This window comes from Micromonospora sp. LZ37 (genome assembly GCF_059359015.1).
This window is the reverse complement of record NZ_JCADBL010000002.1, coordinates 707,928-726,147: the sequence shown is the minus strand read 5'-3', so window position 1 is coordinate 726,147 and position 18,220 is coordinate 707,928. Positions and strand designations below refer to the sequence as shown.

Below are 18,220 nucleotides of genomic sequence, written 5' to 3'. Positions count from 1 at the left end.
GGTTCGCACGACCGCTACGGACGACACGGGAGCAGGCCTTGGCCCCTTCAGCACGGACGACCCGGCACATCTTCGTCACCGGGGGCGTCGCCTCCTCGCTCGGTAAGGGCCTCACCGCCTCCAGCCTCGGCAACCTGCTGACCGCGCGCGGACTGCGCGTGGTGATGCAGAAGCTCGACCCCTACCTCAACGTCGACCCCGGGACGATGAACCCGTTCCAGCACGGTGAGGTCTTCGTCACCGAGGACGGCGCGGAGACCGACCTCGACGTCGGGCACTACGAGCGGTTCCTGGACCGGGCGCTCTCCGGCAAGGCGAACGTCACCACCGGCCAGATCTACTCGGAAGTGATCGCCAAGGAGCGGCGCGGCGAGTACCTGGGCGACACCGTCCAGGTGATCCCGCACATCACCAACGAGATCAAGGCGCGGATCCTCGGCATGGCCGAGCCGGACGTCGACGGCCAGGTGCCGGACGTCGTGATCACCGAGGTCGGCGGCACCGTCGGCGACATCGAGTCGCTGCCGTTCCTGGAGGCGATCCGCCAGGTTCGCCACGACCTGGGTCGGGACAACTGTTTCTACCTGCACGTCTCGCTGGTGCCGTACCTGGCGCCGTCCGGCGAGCTGAAGACCAAGCCGACCCAGCACTCGGTGGCGCAGCTGCGCAGCATCGGCATCCAGCCCGACGCGCTGGTGCTGCGCTGCGACCGGGACATCCCGGACAAGGTCAAGGAGAAGCTCTCCCTCTACTGCGACGTGGACTCCGAGGCGGTCGTCGCCGCCCCGGACGCGCCGAGCATCTACGACATCCCGAAGGTGCTGCACCGCGAGGGTCTCGACGCGTACGTGGTGCGCCGGCTCGGGCTCTCCTTCCGTGACGTCGACTGGGTCGGCTGGGACGACCTGCTCGACCGGGTGCACCAGCCGCGGCACACGGTCACCGTCGCCCTGGTCGGCAAGTACGTCGACCTGCCCGACGCGTACCTGTCGGTCAGCGAGGCGATCCGGGCCGCCGGCTTCGGCCACCGGGCCCGGGTGCAGCTGCGCTGGGTGCCCAGCGACGACTGCGTCACCCCGGCCGGCGCGGCGGCCGCCCTGGCCGGCGTGGACGGCATCGTCATCCCCGGCGGCTTCGGCGTGCGCGGCATCGAGGGCAAGATCGGCACCGCCCGGTACGCCCGCGAGAACGGCGTCCCGCTGCTCGGCCTCTGCCTCGGCCTGCAGTGCATGACCATCGAGGTGGCCCGCCACCTGGCCGGCCTCGACGGGGCGAACTCGCTGGAGTTCGACGAGGAGGCCAAGCACCCGGTCATCGCCACCATGGCCGACCAGGAGGACATCGTCGCCGGCCGGGGCGACCTGGGCGGCACCATGCGGCTCGGGGCGTACCCGGCGACCCTGGCCGAGGGTTCGCTCGTCGCCGAGGCGTACGGCAGCACCGAGGTCAGCGAGCGGCACCGGCACCGGTACGAGGTGAACAACGCCTACCGGGACCAGCTCACCAAGGCCGGCCTGCACATCTCCGGCACCTCCCCGGACGGCCGGCTGGTCGAGTTCATCGAGTTGGACCGGGAGCTGCACCCGTTCTTCGTCGCCACCCAGGCGCACCCGGAGCTGAAGAGCCGCCCGACCCGCCCGCACCCGCTCTTCGCCGCGTTCGTGAAGGCCGCGGTGGCGTACTCGGAGGCCGGTCAGCTGCCGGTCGACCTGGACGGCGTGGCGGAGACGCCGGCGGCGAAGAAGGCGGCGCGCAACGGCGGTGCCGCGGCGAAGGCGGCGTCCGCCTCGTGAGCGCCGTCGAGCACCGCTACGAGCTGACCCACCGGCAGGAGCGATTCGCCGGGCGGATCTTCTCCGTGGTCACCGACGAGGTGACCATGCCGGGCGGCGGCACCGCGAAACGGGACTACGTCCGGCACGTCGGCGCGGTCGCCGTGGTGGCGCTCGACGACGCCGGCCAGGTGGTGCTGGTCCGCCAGTACCGCCAGCCGGTCGGGCGGCACCTGTGGGAGCTGCCCGCCGGGCTGATGGACGTCGACGGCGAGGAGTTGCCCGTGGCCGCCGCCCGGGAGCTGGCCGAGGAGGCCGACCTGACCGCCGGCGCCCTGGACCTGCTGGTCGACGTGCACACCTCGCCCGGTTTCTCCGACGAGGTGGTCCGGGTCTTCCTCGCCCGCGACCTGCACGAGGTGCCCGCCGAGCAGCGGCACGAGCGTCGCGAGGAGGAGGCGGACATCCAGATCGTCCGGCTCGACCTGGACGAGGCGGTCGGCATGGTGCTGGCCGGGGAGATCACCAACGGGCCCTGCGTGGCCGGCCTGCTGGCCGCCGCCCGGGCCCGGGACGCCGGCTGGTCGGTGCTGCGCCGCCCCGACGCCCCACTGCCCCGCTGACCCGGGACCCACCCGGAAAGGGCCGCGCGGCTACACCGCGCGGCCCTTTTCTCTGCCCGGCCTCGACCGCCTCGCCCCACGCCTCGTGCCGTGGCGGCCGCTTCGCCCGCCCTGCACCGCGCGTGCCCACCTGAGCCCCCCGTTTGCGGCGTGTCGGGGTGTCCCGGCGTCGGGAAGCCGCGACACGCCGCAAACGGGGGTCGGCCAGCTCGCGGCCGGGACCGGTGAGGGAGCGGCGCCGCCTGGTCGACGGCGTGCGGCGGCGTGCCGGAGCGGCCGGCACCGAGCGCGGCGGCGTAGACACCCGGCGTGTCGGCTGCGGCTTCCGCCCGGCGATGCCCGTCCTGCGGTGCGACGATGAGAGCGAACGTCGCGCGGACGGCGTGGACCGGGCGCCTGACACATCGTCAGGCGCATCGGGCACCGGATGTCACTGTGCTGGGCCCCACCGGGTGCTCCCACGCCTAGACTGCCGCCGGCGGGACCGGTGGACCGCGCCGGCAAAGGAGCCGGCGCGCACCGCGCAGTCGGGGGAAGGCAGCCCCGAAGAGAGGTGTCTGCATCGTGAAGGTCGGAATCCCACGCGAGGTCAAGAACCACGAGTACCGCGTGGCGATCACGCCGGCGGGTGTCAACGAGTTCACCCGCAACGGGCACGAGGTCTTCGTCGAGTCCGGCGCCGGCGTCGGGTCGAGCATCACCGACGACGAGTTCGCCGCCGCGGGCGCCAAGATCCTCGCCACCGCCGACGAGGTGTGGGAGACCGCGGAGCTGGTGCTCAAGGTCAAGGAGCCCATCGCCGAGGAGTACCACCGGATGCGCGAGGGGCAGGTGCTCTTCACCTACCTGCACCTGGCCGCCTCGAGGGAGTGCACCGACGCGCTCATCGACCGCAAGGTCACCGGCATCGCGTACGAGACCGTCGAGCTGCCGGACCGGTCGCTGCCGCTGCTGGCCCCGATGTCCGAGGTCGCCGGTCGGCTCGCCCCGCAGGTGGGCGCCTTCTACATGATGCGCACCGGCGGGGGTCGGGGCGTGCTGCCCGGCGGCGTCTCCGGCGTGTACGCGGCGAAGACCGTGGTCATCGGCGCCGGTGTCTCCGGCCTGAACGCCGCCGCGATCGCGCTGGGCCTGCAGTCCGAGGTGCTGCTGCTGGACAAGAACGTGGCCCGGCTGCGCCAGGCCGACGCCATCTACCGGGGCCACCTGCAGACCGTGGCCTCCAACGCGTACGAGATCGAGCGGGCCGTGCTCGACGCGGACCTGGTCATCGGCGCGGTCCTCGTCCCCGGCGCGAAGGCGCCGAAGCTCATCTCCAACGAGCTGGTCTCCCGGATGAAGCCGGGCAGCGTGCTGGTCGACATCGCCATCGACCAGGGCGGCTGCTTCGAGGACTCGCGTCCCACCACGCACGCCGACCCGGTCTACAAGGTGCACGAGTCGATCTTCTACTGCGTGGCGAACATGCCCGGCGCGGTGCCGAACACCAGCACCTACGCGCTGACCAACGTCACCCTGCCGTACGCCCTGGAGCTGGCCAACCAGGGCTGGCGCGAGGCGCTGCGCCGCGACCCGGCCCTGGCGCTGGGCCTGAACACCCACGCCGGCCAGGTCACCTACGGCCCGGTCGCCGAGGCGCACGGCATGCCGACCCTGCCGCTGGCCGAGGTGCTGGCCTGACCGCTGCACCGGACACCGCCGGCGCGGGCACGCAGCCCGCGCCGGCGCTGCGCCGTGCCGTCCGCGGCTACCTCGACCACCTCACCGTCGAGCGGGGGCTGTCGGCGAACACCCTCTCGTCGTACCGGCGGGATCTGGAGCGGTACCTGACGACCCTGGCCGACGCCGGCGTCGCCGACCTCGGGTCGGTCGGCGCCGGCGTCGTCGAGTCGCACCTGGCCCGGCTGCGCGCCGGCGACGACGACCATCCGCCGCTGGCCGCGTCCTCCGCCGCCCGCGCCGCCTCCGCGGTGCGCGGGCTGCACCGTTTCGCGCTGCGCGAGGGGCTGGCCGGCGCCGACCCGAGCCGGGACGTCCGCCCGCCCACGCCGCCGCGCCGGCTGCCCCGGGCGCTGCCCGTCGACGACGTGGTCCGGTTGCTGGAGACCGCCGGCCCGGTGACCGCCGCCGGTGACGGCGCGGCCCTCGCCCTGCGCGACCGGGCGCTGCTGGAATTCCTGTACGGCACCGGCGCGCGGATCTCCGAGGCGGTCGGCGCCGCCGTGGACGACGTGGACGTTGACGAGGGCACCGCCGTGCTGCGCGGCAAGGGCGGCCGGACCCGGCTCGTCCCGATCGGCGGGTACGCCGTCGAGGCGTTGCGCGCCTGGCTGGTCCGGGCCCGACCCGGGCTGGTCGCCGCGGGTCGCGGCACCCCGGCGGTCTTCGTCAACGCCCGGGGCGGGACGCTGACCCGGCAGGGCGCCTGGACCATCCTGCGGCGCGCCGCCGAGCGGGCCGGGCTGCCGGTGACCGGGCCGGGCGCGGTCTCCCCGCACACCCTGCGTCACTCGTACGCCACCCACCTGCTCGACGGCGGCGCCGACGTGCGGGTGGTGCAGGAGCTGCTCGGCCACGCCTCGGTGACCACCACCCAGGTGTACACGTTGGTCACCGTGGAGCGGCTGCGCGAGGTGTACGCGACCGCGCACCCGCGCGCCCTGGGCTGACCGGGCGCCGCCACCGGCCGACACGCCGGACCGGTACCGAACGCGCTGCTGGTCGGTGGCGTAGAGTCGGTTTCGGCGCGGACCTCCTGGGGCGACATCCGGGGTGCGCAGCGGCGCCGCGAAGGACGTCGGAAGGCTCCGACGCCGGGTGGTCGTCGGGAGGGGGCAACGAGGACATGGCTGGCAACGGTGATCGTGCCGACGCCTGGACGTCGGAGCTCCGCGAGCAGCAGGCGTCGCTCGGCGCGGATCTGGGTCCGGCGGACCCGGCCGCGTACACGATGCGCAAGCCGATCCCGGAGCCGATGCCCACCGACCGGCACGGTCCGGCGCGGATCATCGCGATGGCCAACCAGAAGGGTGGCGTCGGCAAGACGACCACCACCATCAACCTGGGCGCCGCGCTCGCCGAGTACGGCCGCAAGGTGCTGCTGGTGGACTTCGACCCGCAGGGCGCGCTCTCGGTCGGGCTGGGGGTCAACCCGCACAACCTCGACCTGTCGGTCTACAACCTGCTGATGCAGGACGACGTCACCGCCGAGGACGTCCTGATCAAGACCGACGTGGCCGGGCTGCACCTGCTGCCGGCCAACATCGACCTCTCCGCGGCCGAGATCCAGCTGGTCAACGAGGTCGCCCGGGAGATGGCGCTGGCCCGGGTGCTGCGGACCGTCCGCAAGGAGTACGACTACATCCTGATCGACTGCCAGCCCTCGCTGGGCCTGCTGGCGATCAACGCGTTGACCGTCGCGCACGGCGTGCTCATCCCGCTGGAGTGCGAGTTCTTCAGCCTGCGCGGGGTGGCGCTGCTGCTGGACACCATCGACAAGGTGCGCGAGCGGCTCAACTTCGACCTGGAGCTCGAGGGCATCCTCGCCACCATGTACGACAGCCGCACCACCCACTGCCGCCAGGTGCTCCAGCGGGTGGTCGAGGCGTTCGGCGACAAGGTCTACCAGACGGTCATCACCAAGACGGTGAAGTTCCCCGAGTCCACGGTGGCCGGAGCGCCGATCACCACCCTCGACCCGGCGTCGTCCGGCGCGCGCAACTACCGCCAGCTGGCCCGTGAGGTGATCGCCGCCCAGGCGGACCGGTAGGCCACGGTGCACCTTCGCGCCGGCCGGCCGGGGCCGTGGACTACGGTCTTCCGGTGACCGCGCCGCCCCTCGACCCGCCGACGACCCCGGAGCAGCCGCCCGTGGTGGCCGCCGAGGCCGCCGCCGGGCCGACGACGGACGCCGCCGGTGTGCCGCAGGCGGAGCAGAGCGCCGGGTTCACCGTCCGGCTGGCGAACTTCACCGGCCCGTTCGACCTGCTGCTCCAGCTCATCGGCAAGCACAAGCTGGACGTCACCGAGGTGGCGCTGCACCGGGTCACCGACGAGTTCATCGCCTACATCCGGGCCATGGGCGACCAGTGGGACCTGGACGAGGCGAGCGAGTTCCTGCTGATCGCCGCCACCCTGCTGGACCTGAAGGCGGCCCGGTTGCTGCCCGCCGCCGACGTGGAGAACGAGGAGGACCTCGCCCTGCTGGAGGCGCGGGACCTGCTCTTCGCCCGGTTGTTGCAGTACAAGGCGTACAAGGAGGCGGCGGCGCACATCGCCGAGCTGGAGTCGGTGGGCGGGCGACGCTACCCCCGGGCGGTCACCCTGGAGCCCCGGTACGCCGAGGCGCTGCCCGACCTGGTGCTCGGCATCGGCCCGGAGCGGCTGCTGAAGCTGGCGGTCAGAGCGATGACTCCGAGACCGGTGCCGGAGGTCTCCATCGCCCACGTGCACATGGTGCGGGTCAGCGTGCGGGAGCACGCGGCGATCCTCACCGAGCGGCTGCGCCGCGCCGGCACCGCCACCTTCTCGCTGCTCTGCGCCGACTGCGAGATCACCCTGGAGGTGGTGGCGCGGTTCCTCGCGCTGCTGGAGCTCTACCGGGAGGGGCTGGTCGCGTTCGTGCAGGAGCAGGCCCTGGAGGAGTTGACGGTGCGCTGGACCGGCCCGGCCGAGGGCGGCGCCGAACTGCACATCGACGAGTACGCCGGCGCCCTCGCCGAGCCGGCCGACGCCGGTGCGGCGGACGCCGGCCCGCAGGACACCGGTCCGGCTGAGGTCGATCCGGGCGATGCAGGTCGGGCCGACGTCGGGCAGCACCGGGCCTCGCCGGCCGGGGCCGGCGAGCCGGCGTTGCCGGGGACGGCGACCGGTCCGTCGGGCACCGCGCAGGACGCCGAGAACGAGGAGCAGCGGGATGAGTGACGAGGAGCGCCGGGACTCCCTGGCCGACCAGGCCGCCGCGTGGATCCCCCCGTGGCAGCGCCCCACCCCGCCGAAGAACCCCACCCCCGACCCCGCAGAGCGGGCTGAGCCCGAGATCTTGGACAGTTTCCGTTCGTCGGGAACGGAAACTGTCCAAGATCTCGCCGCCGACCTCACCGCGTCGGCGCCGACCGCGGGGTCGCCCGTCGATGCCGAGCCTTCCGTCGACGACGAACCGGCCGTACCGGCCACCGCCGACGCGGGCGGGACCGCTCCCGAGCCGGCCGGCGTCGGCCCGGACAGCACGGCGCTTCCCGCCGCCGAGCCGGCCGAGCCGACCGCCGCCGACGCGGGCGGAACCGCCGCCGACCCGACCGGCGCGGCTTCGCGCAGCGCCACGCTGCCCGGCGCCGACCTCGACGGCGCCGAGTTGGACGGCACCGACCTCGACGGCGCCGACTTGGACGGCGCCGACCTCGACGGCGCTGAGTCGGCCGGGGCCCTGCCGGCGGAGCGCGCCGCGGCCGGCGTACCGGGGAAGCGGGGACGGCGGCGGGTGACGCCCGCGCCGGAGCCGGCGCCGGTGCTCGACGACGCCGAGCTGCGCGGTGCGCTGGAGGCGATCCTGCTGGTGGTGGACGAGCCGGTGAGCGAGCTCACCCTGGCCCAGGTGCTGGAGCAGCCGGCTGAGCGGATCGGCCCGGCGCTGGACCGGATCGCCGCCGGCTACACCGCCGCCGGGCACGGTTTCGAGCTGCGTCGGGCCGCAGGTGGCTGGCGTCTCTACACCCGTCCGGAGTATGCGACCTACGTCGAGCGGTTCGTGCTGGACGGGCAGTCGGTACGGTTGACCCAGGCCGCGCTGGAGACCCTCGCCGTGATCGCCTACAAGCAGCCGGTGACCCGTTCGCGGATCTCGGCCATCCGGGGTGTCAACTGCGACGGGGTGATCCGTACCCTGGTCTCGCGCGGGCTGGTGGAGGAGTGCGGCACCGAGGCCGACAGCGGAGCCTTCCTCTACCGGACCACCACCCTGTTCCTGGAAAAGCTGGGGCTGAACTCGGTGGCCGACCTGCCGCCGCTCGCCCCGTTCCTCCCCGACGACGTAGAAGAGCTTGCCGATGCGACGCGATGACCGTGCCCCGAAGCCCGACGCCCCCGTGTACGAGGGGGCCGAGCGCCTGCAGAAGGTGCTCGCCGCCGCGGGTGTGGGCTCCCGGCGTGCCTGCGAGGACCTGATCTTCCGGCGCCGGGTGACCGTGAACGGCCGGGTCGCGCAGCTCGGTGACAAGGCCGACCCGTCCCGCGACGTGATCCACGTCGACGGGGAGCGGCTCCAGGCCGACACCCGGCTGGTCTACCTGGCGATGAACAAGCCGCGCGGGGTGGTCTCCACCATGGCGGACGAGAAGGGCCGCACCGCGCTGGCCGACTTCATCGGCAACCGGGTGGAGCAGCGCGTCTACCACGTGGGGCGGCTCGACGCCGACAGCGAGGGTCTGCTGCTGCTCACCAACGACGGCACCCTGGCCCACAAGCTGATGCACCCGTCGTACGAGGTGCTGAAGACCTACCTGTGCGAGGTGGCCGGGCCGATCCCGCGCAACCTGGGCAAGCGGCTGATGGCCGGGGTGGAGCTGGAGGACGGGCCGGTGCGGGTCGACTCCTTCAAGCTGGTGGACAGCCTGGGCAAGACCGCCCAGGTGGAGCTCTCCCTGCACGAGGGGCGCAAGCACATCGTCCGGCGCCTGCTGGCCGAGGTGGGGCACCCGGTGGCGCGTCTGGTGCGTACCGCGATCGGCCCGATCCGGCTGGGTGACCTGCGTGCCGGGCGGACCCGCCGGCTGACCAACGCGGAGGTCGCCGCCCTGTTCAAGGCCGTGGGGGACTGACCCGCCTCGTTCGGGGTACCGGTGCCGGTAGGCTCCCTCGCGGCCGGTGCGCCGGCGGGTGGCGCGGGTCGCCCCCGACGGCGTCGCGCACGGCTGCCCGCGTGGCGCGGGCATGATTGAGAATGTTGGACAACCGCTCAACGGCGCCGGAGACACCGGCGACCCGCGAGGTACGGGCTGAGGAGGACAACGGTGGGGGAAAACGTACGGGCCGGGCGCTGCGTGGTCGCTGTGGACGGGCCGTCCGGTTCGGGTAAGTCCACCGTCTCGCGGCGGCTCGCCGTCAGCATCGGTGCCCGCTACCTCGACACGGGGGCCATGTACCGGGCGATCACCTGGGCCGTGCTGCGCTCCGGGGTCGACCTGACCGACGTCGAATCGGTGGCCAAGGTCGCCCGCGAGGTCGACCTGCGCATCGGCACCGACCCCCAGGGGTACGGGGTGACCGCCGACGGCGTGACCGTCGACCGGGAGATCCGCGGCCCCGAGGTGACCGGTGCGGTCTCCGCCGTGGCCGCCGTGCCGGCGGTGCGCGAACTGCTCGTCGCCCGGCAGCGTCAGATGATCGCCAACGCGGGCCGGATCGTGGTCGAGGGCCGCGACATCGGCTCGGTGGTGGCGCCGGACGCCGACCTGAAGGTCTACCTGACCGCCTCCGAGGCGGCGCGGGCCCTGCGGCGCAGCACCGAGGACGCGGCCGACGTCGCGGCGACCGCCGCGGACCTGGCCCGGCGGGACAAGTTCGACTCGACCCGCAAGGTCAACCCGTTGCAGCAGGCCGCCGACGCGGTCGAGCTGGACACCACCGAGCTGGGCATCGACGAGGTCGTCGCCCGGCTGCGCGAGATGCTCAACGAGCGGGGGGTGGCATGACCGACGACGCTGGTTGGGTGGAGCTGCGGGAGCCGGACATCGACGTCGAGGAGCCGTCCGGTCCGCAGCCCGTGGTGGCCGTGGTCGGCCGGCCGAACGTGGGCAAGTCGACCCTGGTCAACCGGATCATCGGCCGTCGCCAGGCGGTCGTGGAGGACATCCCGGGGGTGACCCGCGACCGGGTCCCCTACGACGCGCAGTGGACCGGCCGCTCGTTCACGGTGGTGGACACCGGCGGGTGGGAGCCGGACGCGAAGGACCGGGCCGCGGCGATCGCCGCCCAGGCCGAGATCGCCGTCGCCACGGCCGACGTGGTGGTCTTCGTGGTCGACGCGATGGTCGGTTCGACGGATGTGGACGAGGCCGCCGTGAAGATGCTGCGGCGCAGCGCCAAGCCGGTCATCCTGGTGGCGAACAAGACCGACAACACCGCCATCGAGATGGAGGCGACCTCGCTCTGGTCGCTCGGCCTCGGTGAGCCGTACCCGGTCTCCGCGCTGCACGGGCGGGGCTCCGGCGAGCTGCTCGACGCCATCCTGGAGGCCCTGCCGGAGGCGCCGAAGATCGTCGAGAACCGGCCGCGCGGCCCGCGCCGGGTGGCCCTGGTCGGCCGCCCCAACGTCGGCAAGTCCAGCCTGCTCAACCGCTTCTCCGGTGAGGAGCGGGCCGTGGTCGACTCGGTCGCCGGTACCACGGTCGACCCGGTGGACAGCCTGGTGGAGATCGGCGGCGAGACCTGGCAGCTGGTGGACACCGCCGGTCTGCGCAAGCGGGTCGGCAAGGCCAGCGGCACCGAGTACTACGCCAGCCTGCGGACCGCCTCGGCGATCGAGGCGGCCGAGGTCGCGGTGGTGCTGCTCGACGCCAGCGAGCCGATCAGCGAGCAGGACCAGCGGATCCTGACCATGGTCACCGAGGCCGGCCGGGCGTTGGTCATCGCCTTCAACAAGTGGGACCTGGTCGACGACGACCGCCGGTACTACCTGGACAAGGAGATCGAGCGGGAGCTGCGCCGCATCCCCTGGGCGATCCGGCTGAACCTGTCGGCGCAGACCGGCCGGGCGGTGGACAAGCTCGCTCCGGCGCTGCGCAAGGCCCTGGCCAGCTGGGAGACCCGGGTGCCGACGGCGCAGCTGAACCAGTGGCTGACCGCGCTGGTGCAGGCGACCCCGCACCCGGTGCGCGGCGGCCGGGCGCCGAAGATCCTCTTCGCCACGCAGGCCGGTGTGGCCCCGCCGCGCTTCGTGCTCTTCACCACGGCTCCGCTGGACGCCGGCTACCAGCGCTTCGTCGAGCGCAAGCTCCGGGAGGAGTTCGGCTTCGAGGGCAGCCCGGTGGAGATCTCCGTACGCCCGCGCAAGAAGCTGGGCCCCGGCGGCCGCGGCAAGGCGCACGGCTGATCCTGGTACGTCCCGACGCCGGGTGGTCCTCGTGACCACCCGGCGTCGCTGTTTCTCGCCCACGACCACCACCCCATCCTCCTAGGACGCCCTAGGGGGAGTGGCGTGCCCGATCGAGTTGCGGTGCCGCCGGCCGTCGGCTCGCCCGCCCCGCCGCACCAGCGCGACAGGGCGGGCGGCCGTTCACTCGGCGTCCGGCGCCGCCGTCTCCCGTAGCCGGCCCTCGTGCAGCCGCAGCCACCGCCGCACCCCGATCTCCGCCAGGAACCGCTCGTCGTGGCTGACCACCACGAACGCCCCCTGGTACGCGCCGAGCGCCCCCTCCAGCTGCGCCACGCTCACCAGGTCGAGGTTGTTGGTCGGCTCGTCCAGCAGGAGCAGTTGCGGCGCCGGTTCGGCGCACAGCACGCAGGCCAGGGTGGCGCGCAGCCGCTCGCCGCCGGAGAGCACCCCGACGGGGAGGTGCGCCCGGGGACCGCGGAACAGGAAGCGGGCGAGGAGGTTCATCCGCTCGGCCTCCGGCATCGCGGGCGCGTACGCTGCCAGGTTCTCCGCCACCGTCCGGTCGGGGTCCAGCAGGTCCAGCCGTTGGGACAGGTAGGCCACCCGCCCCTCGGCCCGCCGGGTCGAGCCGTCCTCCGCCGTCAGGTCGCCGTTGATCAGGCGCAGCAGGGTGGACTTGCCGACGCCGTTGGGTCCGGTCAGCGCGATCCGCTCGGGTCCACGGATCACCAGGTCGACGCCGCCGTCGGCGAACACGGCCCGGTCACCGTGGCGGACCTGCATCCGCGCACCGTCGAAGACGGTGCGGCCGGCCGGGACGGCGGTCCCGGGCAGGTCCAGCACGATCCGCTGTTCCTCGCGCAGGGCCCGGCCCGCTTCGTCGAGCCGGGCCTTGGCCTGGCTGACCCGCGCGGCGTGCGTCTCGTTCGACTTGCCGGCCGACTCCTGGGCGTCCCGTTTCAGGGCTCCGGCGACGATCCTCGGCAGGCCGGCGTTGCCGAGGTTGCGGCTGGCGTTGCCGGCCCGGCGGGCGGCCCGCTCCCGGGCCTGCTGCATCTCCCGCTTCTCGCGTTTGACCTCCTGTTCGGCGCTGCGGACGTGCCGCTCGGCGGCCTCCTGCGCGGCGCGTGCCGACTTCTCGTACGCGCTGAAGTTCCCACCGTGGAAGCGGAGTTCGCCCCGTTCGAGTTCGGCGATGCGGTCCATCCGGTCGAGCAGGGCCCGGTCGTGGCTGACCAGCAACAGGCAGCCGGTCCAGTTCTCGATCGCCTCGTGGAGCGAGCGCCGGGCGTCGAGGTCGAGGTTGTTGGTCGGTTCGTCGAGCAGCAGGACGTCGGGCCTCCTCAGCAGTTGCGCGGCCAGGCCCAGGACGACGATCTGACCGCCGCTGAGGGTGTGCAGGTGGCGGGTGAGGGAGACCGCCCCGAGGCCCAGCCGGTCGAGCTGGGCGCGGCTGCGCTCTTCGACGTCCCAGTCGTTGCCGACGGTGGCGAAATGCTCCTCGCTGGCGTCTCCCGACTCGATGGCGTGCAGCGCCGCGATCACCGGGGCGACGCCCAGGACCTCGGCCACGGTCAGGTCGCCGGCGAGGGGCAGGCTCTGCGGGAGATAGCCGAGCACCCCGTCGACGGTGACTGCGCCGGCGGTGGGCCGCAGCTCGCCGGCGATCAGCCTGAGCAGGGTGGTCTTACCGGCGCCGTTCGGCGCGACGAGTCCCGTGCGGCCCTCGCCGATGCTGAAGGAGAGGTCCTCGAAGACGGGTGTGTCGTCCGGCCAGGAGAAGGAGAGGCGCGAGCAGATGACGAAGGCGTCGGACATGCGAAGTCCTCGGGTCTGACACGGGTCAGGCTACGGCCGCCCGTGGAGAACAGGGGCAGGTGGAACGACGGCATGGCCACGGCGGCCGCGCTTTCGCGCGCCGAGCCGGTGGCCGGACACGTCCGGTATCACCCGGAGATGTCGTCGTCACCTGCCACGTCTGGTCTCCTCTGTCGCTCCCGATGGATCGGCGACCATTTTATCGCAGTGCGAGGTCCCTTGCTGCTGGAGCGCAGCAGTCGGTCACTCGGCGTGATCGGCGGTTGGCGGGCGGTGAATTTCCACCGGCCCGGCGGGTACCCGTCGCCCATGGGCAGTCATCAGCAGAACAAACACGACAGCGGTGGCGAGTCGGCCCGCGGCCGGCGACACCCGGGCAGCGGCGCGCCGGGCCGGCAGGGCTCGGAGGTCGAACGCTCACCGAAGCGCCGGCACCTACGGACGGCGACCGGCGCCTCCGGTAGCGAACGCGACCACGGCCGGTCGAAGGTGACACAGGAGGGCCGGGTCCACCGGCAGGGCACCTGACCCGGGCGGGTGGGGCGGGTTCAGGGCTCCTGCCGGTCGTCGGTCATCGCCTGGCCGGCGGCGGCGGGCAGCAGGTGACGCACCTCCGGCTCGCCGTCGGCGAGTTCCCGGGCCCGCTCCTCCGCCTCCTGGTCGGCCCCCGTCAGCCGGCCCCCGTGCTGGCGCAAGTGCTCGTCCCAGGACGGCACCAGGTACACCTCGACGAGTCGCTCCCGGGATTCGCCCTCCCGGAACAGTCCCCAGCGCATCGCGCCGGTCCGCTGCCGGGAGCCGCGAACCAGGTCCATCGCCTTGAGGAACTCCCGCTCGCGCTCGGGGCGCACGGTGTAGGCCACCGTCACCAGCACCGGGCCGACCCGGGGGTCCGGTTCGTGCGCCAGTTGCAGGCGGGGCCAGTAGGTCGCCGGGTCTCCGGCCACTCCCCGCAGGTCCGGCAGCCGCCAGATCTGGCTGGTCACCGAGCCGACCAGCATCAGCGCCCCCGCCGCGACGAAGGCGGTGACCAGCCCGGCCATGTCGGCCACGACGCCCCAGATGAACGCCCCGAGCGCCTGCCCGCCGGCGAAGACCACCTGGTACACGGCGAGGCCACGGGCGCGTACCCAGCCGGGCAGGAACAGCTGCAGCTCGGCGCTGACGTTGACCAGCACCGTCACCCAGGCCAGCCCGGCAGGCAGCAGGACGAGCAGCACCAGCGGGATCGCCCGGACCGTCCCGACCACCAGCAGCGTCCCGCCGAACAGGAGGCCGGCCGCCAGCAGGATCTGGTTCGGCGACAGCCAGGTCTGCACCCGGGGAAGCAGCACGCCACCGAGGACCGCGCCGACCCCGAGGGCGGCCAGGAGCAGCCCGTACCCGGTGGAGTCCAGGCCCAGCCGTCGGTCGGCGACCAGCGGCAGCAGCGCCCAGAGCGCGCTGCCGGGCACCAGGAAGACCAGTGCGCGCCGCAGCAGCCGCCGGACGATGGGGGAGTGGCGTACGTACCGGCCGCCGGCGCGCAGCGCGGCGGTGAACCGTTCCGGCACCTCCACCGCCCGGGCGTTCTCGGGCCGCCACCGGTACAGCGCCAGCGCGAAGACGCCGAAGGCCACCGCGTTGAGCGCGAAGACCGGGGCGATCCCGATCCGGGCGATCAGCACCCCGGCCAGGGCCGGCCCGACGGCCCGCGCCGCGTTGAAGCTGATCGAGCCGAGCGCGGCGGCCGACCGGAGCTGGTCCCGCGGCACCAGCTCCGGGACCACCGCCGCCCAGGCCGGCAGCGTCAGCGCCTGCCCCACCCCGAAGGCGAAGGTGAGGGTGAGCAGCAGCGCCGGTGGCATCCGGCCGGCGGCGGTCAGCAGGGTCAGCGCCGCCGCCACCACGAGCAGGAACAGTTGGACCGAGATGAGCAGGTGCCGGCGGTCGAAGGAGTCGGCCAGCGTGCCGGCCGGCAGGGCCAGCAGCAGCACCGGCAGCAGGCTGGCGGTCTGGACCAGCGCCACCAGCGTCGAGGCGTTCGGCGCGTCGATCAGCAGCCACTGCGCGCCGACCGTCTGCATCCAGGTGCCGACGTTGGCGGCGAACAGGGCCAGCCAGAGGTTGCGGTACACCGCTGTCCGCAGCGGTACCCACGCCGAGAGGGGCCGCTCGGCGGTGGTGCCTTCGGCCCTTACCACCGCCCGTCCGCGCGCAGCACGCGCTCGCCGGAGACGTAGAGGTCGTCGGGGGCCAGCAGCAGCAGCCGTACGACCTCCGTGGCGACCTGGTCGGGCAGTGCGTAGGTCTCGTCCAGGAACTCGTCGCCGACGCGCTCCTGCAACCGGGTCGGCATCGGCCCGGGGTGCAGCTGCATCACCTTGACCTGGTTGCTGTGCTGCGCCTCGGCCAGCGACTCGACCAGGCTGCTGCCGTAGCTCTTGGTGGCGCGGTAGACGGGAATGCCGGGGCGGGCCTTCGTCACGGCCATCGCGCCGACGTACACCACGTTGCCGTAGCCCTGCCGGTGCAGGTGGTGCAGCGCCTCCTTGAGCACGTAGGTGGTGCCGAGCGCGTTGACCTCCACGGCCCGCCGGATCCGCTCCGGGCTGAGGTCGGCGAGGTCGCCACCGGCCCACACCGAGGCGGAGTCGACCACCCCGTCGATCGTCCCGTACCGGTCGACCACCCCGGCGAAGGCGTCCCGGACCTGGTCGTAGCAGGAGATGTCGCAGACGCTGCCGTCGCAGCCCAGCTCGCTCATCGTCGCGGTGACCTCGTCGGCGACGTTGCCGAGGACGACGACCCGGTTTGCGCTCGCGAGCCGGCGGGCCACCGCGAACCCCAGGCCGCTGGTGCCGCCGACCACCACGAACGTTGCGGCGTCCATGTTCCTCCAGCCGTCGCCGTACGAGCGGGTCACGCAACGGCGCGGTCTTCCCCCTCTGCCGGGCTCCACACCCGGCTGGACCCGCCGGGTGTGCAACCCCGGCGGGTCGGCGCGGGTAACGGGCTTCCCCCTCAGGCGAAGGTGATGTCCCGCAGCTCGATCGAGACGATGACGGTGTCCTTGACGGGGTTGCGCTGCTCGTCGGTCAGGTAGACCAGGCGGCGGGTGGGGACCAGGATGCCGTCGACCCGCTGCGGGTCGAAGCTGTAGTTGGCGGCGACGGGGGCGCCGGGTCCGAAGACCTCCGGCACGTAGTCGTGCCGCCGGATGTGCCCCTCGTCGTCGACGTAGTAGGTCTGCTCCCTGCTGTGCGTGGCCACGTTGTCGGGGAACACCACGCGCAGCGGTCGCCACACCTCACCGTCCTCGTGGTGGGGTGCCAGCTCCTCCAGCTGGAACCCCGGTCCGGCGAGCAGGAACGGCTTGGTCAGGTAGTTCGACATCGCGTACCCGTTGAAGTACGCCAGGTGCAGCCGGTCCCAAGGGGTGCCGATCTCGTGGCCGGCGAAGGCGTCCCGCGGGTGGGACCGCTCCTCGACCACGTCTCCCGTCTCGGTCTAGATCGCGACGCGGTCGGGGGTGAAGGCGCTGCGCAGCCCGGGGGCGCCGAACGGGGTGGTGCCGCTGAACTGGCGGTGCAGCTCGGCCCGCGTCACCACGTCGTTCAACACGCCCTCCTGGCCCTTGAGCCCCCAGAGGGCGCCGCCGCCGAGCACCCGGGCGCTGACGGAGGTCAGCTGGTTCCACCGATCCATGCCGCCGTGCGCGGCGATCGCCCGGTCCAACAGTTCGCTCATCTCGTCGCTCCTGCTCGTGGTTGGGAAGGGGCCGGGCTCACGCGAGCGTGTCGAGCACGACGCGGAAGCGCGCCCGGCCGGAGAGCATGCGGGCGTACGCCTCGGGCGCCTCGGCCAGGGGAACCACCTCGTTCATCGACCGCACCCCTCGCCGTGCGCTGAACCGCAGGTTGTCCTCGTTCTCGATGGCGCTTCCGGTGAGGCTTCCGCTGATCGTCCGGGTTCCGAAGATCAGGTCTGCCGGCTGCACGGAGATCGGGTCGAAGCCGGCACCGACGACGACCAGCCGGCCGCGGGTGGCGAGCCCCGGCACCAGGGCGGACATCGACGCGCCGCTCGCGGCCGTGGCGATGATCGCCGCCGCTCCGCCGAGCTTGCGCAGGGCGGCGCCGGGGTCCTCGGCGGTGCTGTCGAGGTAGTGCTCGGCGCCCAGTTCGGCCGCGAACTGCGCCTTGTCGGTGCCGCGGGCGATGGCGACGACCCGGTAGCCCAGCTCGCGGGCGTACTGGATGCCGAGGTGTCCGAGGCCACCGATGCCCTGGACGGCCACCAGGTCACCGGGTCGGGCGTCGAGCCCGAGCAGCGCCTTGTACATGGTCAGTCCGGCGCAGAGCAGGGGCGCGGCGTCCGTTGCCGCCATGCCGTCGGGGATGCGCACGAGCCCGCTGGCCCTGGCGTAGGCGACCTCGGCGTACCCACCGTCCACCGTAGTGCCGGTGAGCGGCTGGGCGGAGCAGTTCACCAGGTCGCCGCGGCGGCAGAAGTCGCACTCGCCGCAGTTGCCGTTGAGGAAGCCGACGCCCACCCGGTCGCCGACCTGCCAGGCGGTCACGCCGACGCCGACCGCGTCGATCACGCCGACGATCTCGTGCCCGGGCACGATCGGGGTCGAGGGGTCGTCGCGGAGCAGCCCGTTCGCGGCGAGGTGGTCGGTGTGGCAGACGCCGCACGCCGCCACCCGCAGGCGCACCTGGCCGGGCGCCGGATCGGTCAACTCCCGCTCGACCAGGGCGAAGTTCTCGGTTCCGGTGACCTCGAAGGCGCGGTAGGTGGACATGGTTGTTCCTCTCGGTGGAAGGGGTGATCGCCGCCCGGCGGGGACCGCGTAGGGCGTATGACTGGTCGTCTTGGAACAGATACGCGACAGGACCGCGCCCGCCACCGGAGGCGTCGGGCGGACGTGCCGA

The 18,220-nt window shown here is 73.2% G+C and carries 16 protein-coding genes; 10 read left to right on the top strand and 6 right to left on the bottom strand.

Annotated features, from left to right (window positions below; all coding sequences use genetic code 11):
• Positions 1-38 precede the first annotated feature (38 nt).
• The 10 genes from pyrG to der all read left to right on the top strand — a co-directional run bounded on the left by pyrG (position 39) and on the right by der (position 11,483).
• A complete protein-coding gene (gene pyrG / locus AC5L3Z_RS07585; RefSeq protein ID WP_494840573.1) occupies positions 39-1,793 on the top strand; it encodes a CTP synthase in 1,755 nt (584 codons plus the stop codon).
• On the top strand, positions 1,790-2,395 hold the full coding sequence (locus tag AC5L3Z_RS07580) for an NUDIX domain-containing protein (RefSeq protein WP_494840571.1): 606 nt from the start codon (positions 1,790-1,792) through the stop codon (positions 2,393-2,395). Before pyrG ends, AC5L3Z_RS07580 begins: the two co-directional genes overlap by 4 nt.
• Before the next feature lie 564 nt (positions 2,396-2,959).
• Positions 2,960-4,075, top strand: a complete 1,116-nt coding sequence (gene ald, locus AC5L3Z_RS07575; RefSeq protein WP_494840570.1) for an alanine dehydrogenase — start codon at positions 2,960-2,962, stop codon at positions 4,073-4,075.
• Positions 4,072-5,064, top strand: a complete 993-nt coding sequence (locus AC5L3Z_RS07570) for a site-specific tyrosine recombinase XerD (protein ID WP_494840652.1) — start codon at positions 4,072-4,074, stop codon at positions 5,062-5,064. Before ald ends, AC5L3Z_RS07570 begins: the two co-directional genes overlap by 4 nt.
• Positions 5,065-5,240: 176 nt before the next feature.
• Positions 5,241-6,164, top strand: a complete 924-nt coding sequence (locus AC5L3Z_RS07565; RefSeq protein WP_154937924.1) for a ParA family protein — start codon at positions 5,241-5,243, stop codon at positions 6,162-6,164.
• A 53-nt stretch (positions 6,165-6,217) separates the two neighbouring features.
• Complete coding sequence (locus AC5L3Z_RS07560; protein WP_494840567.1) at positions 6,218-7,318, top strand: segregation and condensation protein A; 1,101 nt, start codon at positions 6,218-6,220, stop codon at positions 7,316-7,318.
• Between the two features lie 118 nt (positions 7,319-7,436).
• A complete protein-coding gene (scpB, locus tag AC5L3Z_RS07555) occupies positions 7,437-8,453 on the top strand; it encodes an SMC-Scp complex subunit ScpB (RefSeq protein ID WP_494840650.1) in 1,017 nt (338 codons plus the stop codon).
• Positions 8,440-9,210, top strand: coding sequence for a pseudouridine synthase (locus tag AC5L3Z_RS07550; RefSeq protein ID WP_494840566.1), 771 nt, complete (start codon positions 8,440-8,442; stop codon positions 9,208-9,210). The genes scpB and AC5L3Z_RS07550 overlap by 14 nt, the downstream gene beginning before the upstream one ends.
• Positions 9,211-9,402: 192 nt before the next feature.
• On the top strand, positions 9,403-10,083 hold the full coding sequence (gene cmk / locus AC5L3Z_RS07545; protein WP_494840565.1) for a (d)CMP kinase: 681 nt from the start codon (positions 9,403-9,405) through the stop codon (positions 10,081-10,083).
• Positions 10,080-11,483: a ribosome biogenesis GTPase Der gene (der, locus tag AC5L3Z_RS07540; protein WP_494840564.1), complete on the top strand. Its 1,404-nt coding sequence runs from the start codon at positions 10,080-10,082 to the stop codon at positions 11,481-11,483. Before cmk ends, der begins: the two co-directional genes overlap by 4 nt.
• A gap of 183 nt (positions 11,484-11,666) precedes the next feature.
• Here der and AC5L3Z_RS07535 read toward each other — a convergent pair whose 3' ends face one another.
• From AC5L3Z_RS07535 to AC5L3Z_RS07510, 6 genes are all read right to left on the bottom strand, one after another.
• Positions 11,667-13,304: an ABC-F family ATP-binding cassette domain-containing protein gene (locus AC5L3Z_RS07535; protein ID WP_494840563.1), complete on the bottom strand. Its 1,638-nt coding sequence runs from the start codon at positions 13,302-13,304 to the stop codon at positions 11,667-11,669.
• Between the two features lie 548 nt (positions 13,305-13,852).
• Positions 13,853-15,487, bottom strand: a complete 1,635-nt coding sequence (locus AC5L3Z_RS07530; RefSeq protein WP_494840562.1) for an MFS transporter — start codon at positions 15,485-15,487, stop codon at positions 13,853-13,855.
• Complete coding sequence (locus tag AC5L3Z_RS07525; protein WP_494840561.1) at positions 15,481-16,176, bottom strand: SDR family NAD(P)-dependent oxidoreductase; 696 nt, start codon at positions 16,174-16,176, stop codon at positions 15,481-15,483. Before AC5L3Z_RS07525 ends, AC5L3Z_RS07530 begins: the two co-directional genes overlap by 7 nt.
• 131 nt (positions 16,177-16,307) lie before the next feature.
• Positions 16,308-16,778, bottom strand: coding sequence for a hypothetical protein (locus AC5L3Z_RS07520; RefSeq protein ID WP_494840560.1), 471 nt, complete (start codon positions 16,776-16,778; stop codon positions 16,308-16,310).
• A 15-nt stretch (positions 16,779-16,793) separates the two neighbouring features.
• Positions 16,794-17,033 carry a hypothetical protein gene (locus AC5L3Z_RS07515; protein WP_494840559.1) on the bottom strand — a complete coding sequence of 80 codons (240 nt, stop codon included), beginning with the start codon at positions 17,031-17,033 and terminating at the stop codon, positions 16,794-16,796.
• A 37-nt stretch (positions 17,034-17,070) separates the two neighbouring features.
• Positions 17,071-18,090, bottom strand: a complete 1,020-nt coding sequence (locus AC5L3Z_RS07510; RefSeq protein ID WP_494840557.1) for an alcohol dehydrogenase catalytic domain-containing protein — start codon at positions 18,088-18,090, stop codon at positions 17,071-17,073.
• Between the last annotated feature and the right edge of the window lie 130 nt (positions 18,091-18,220).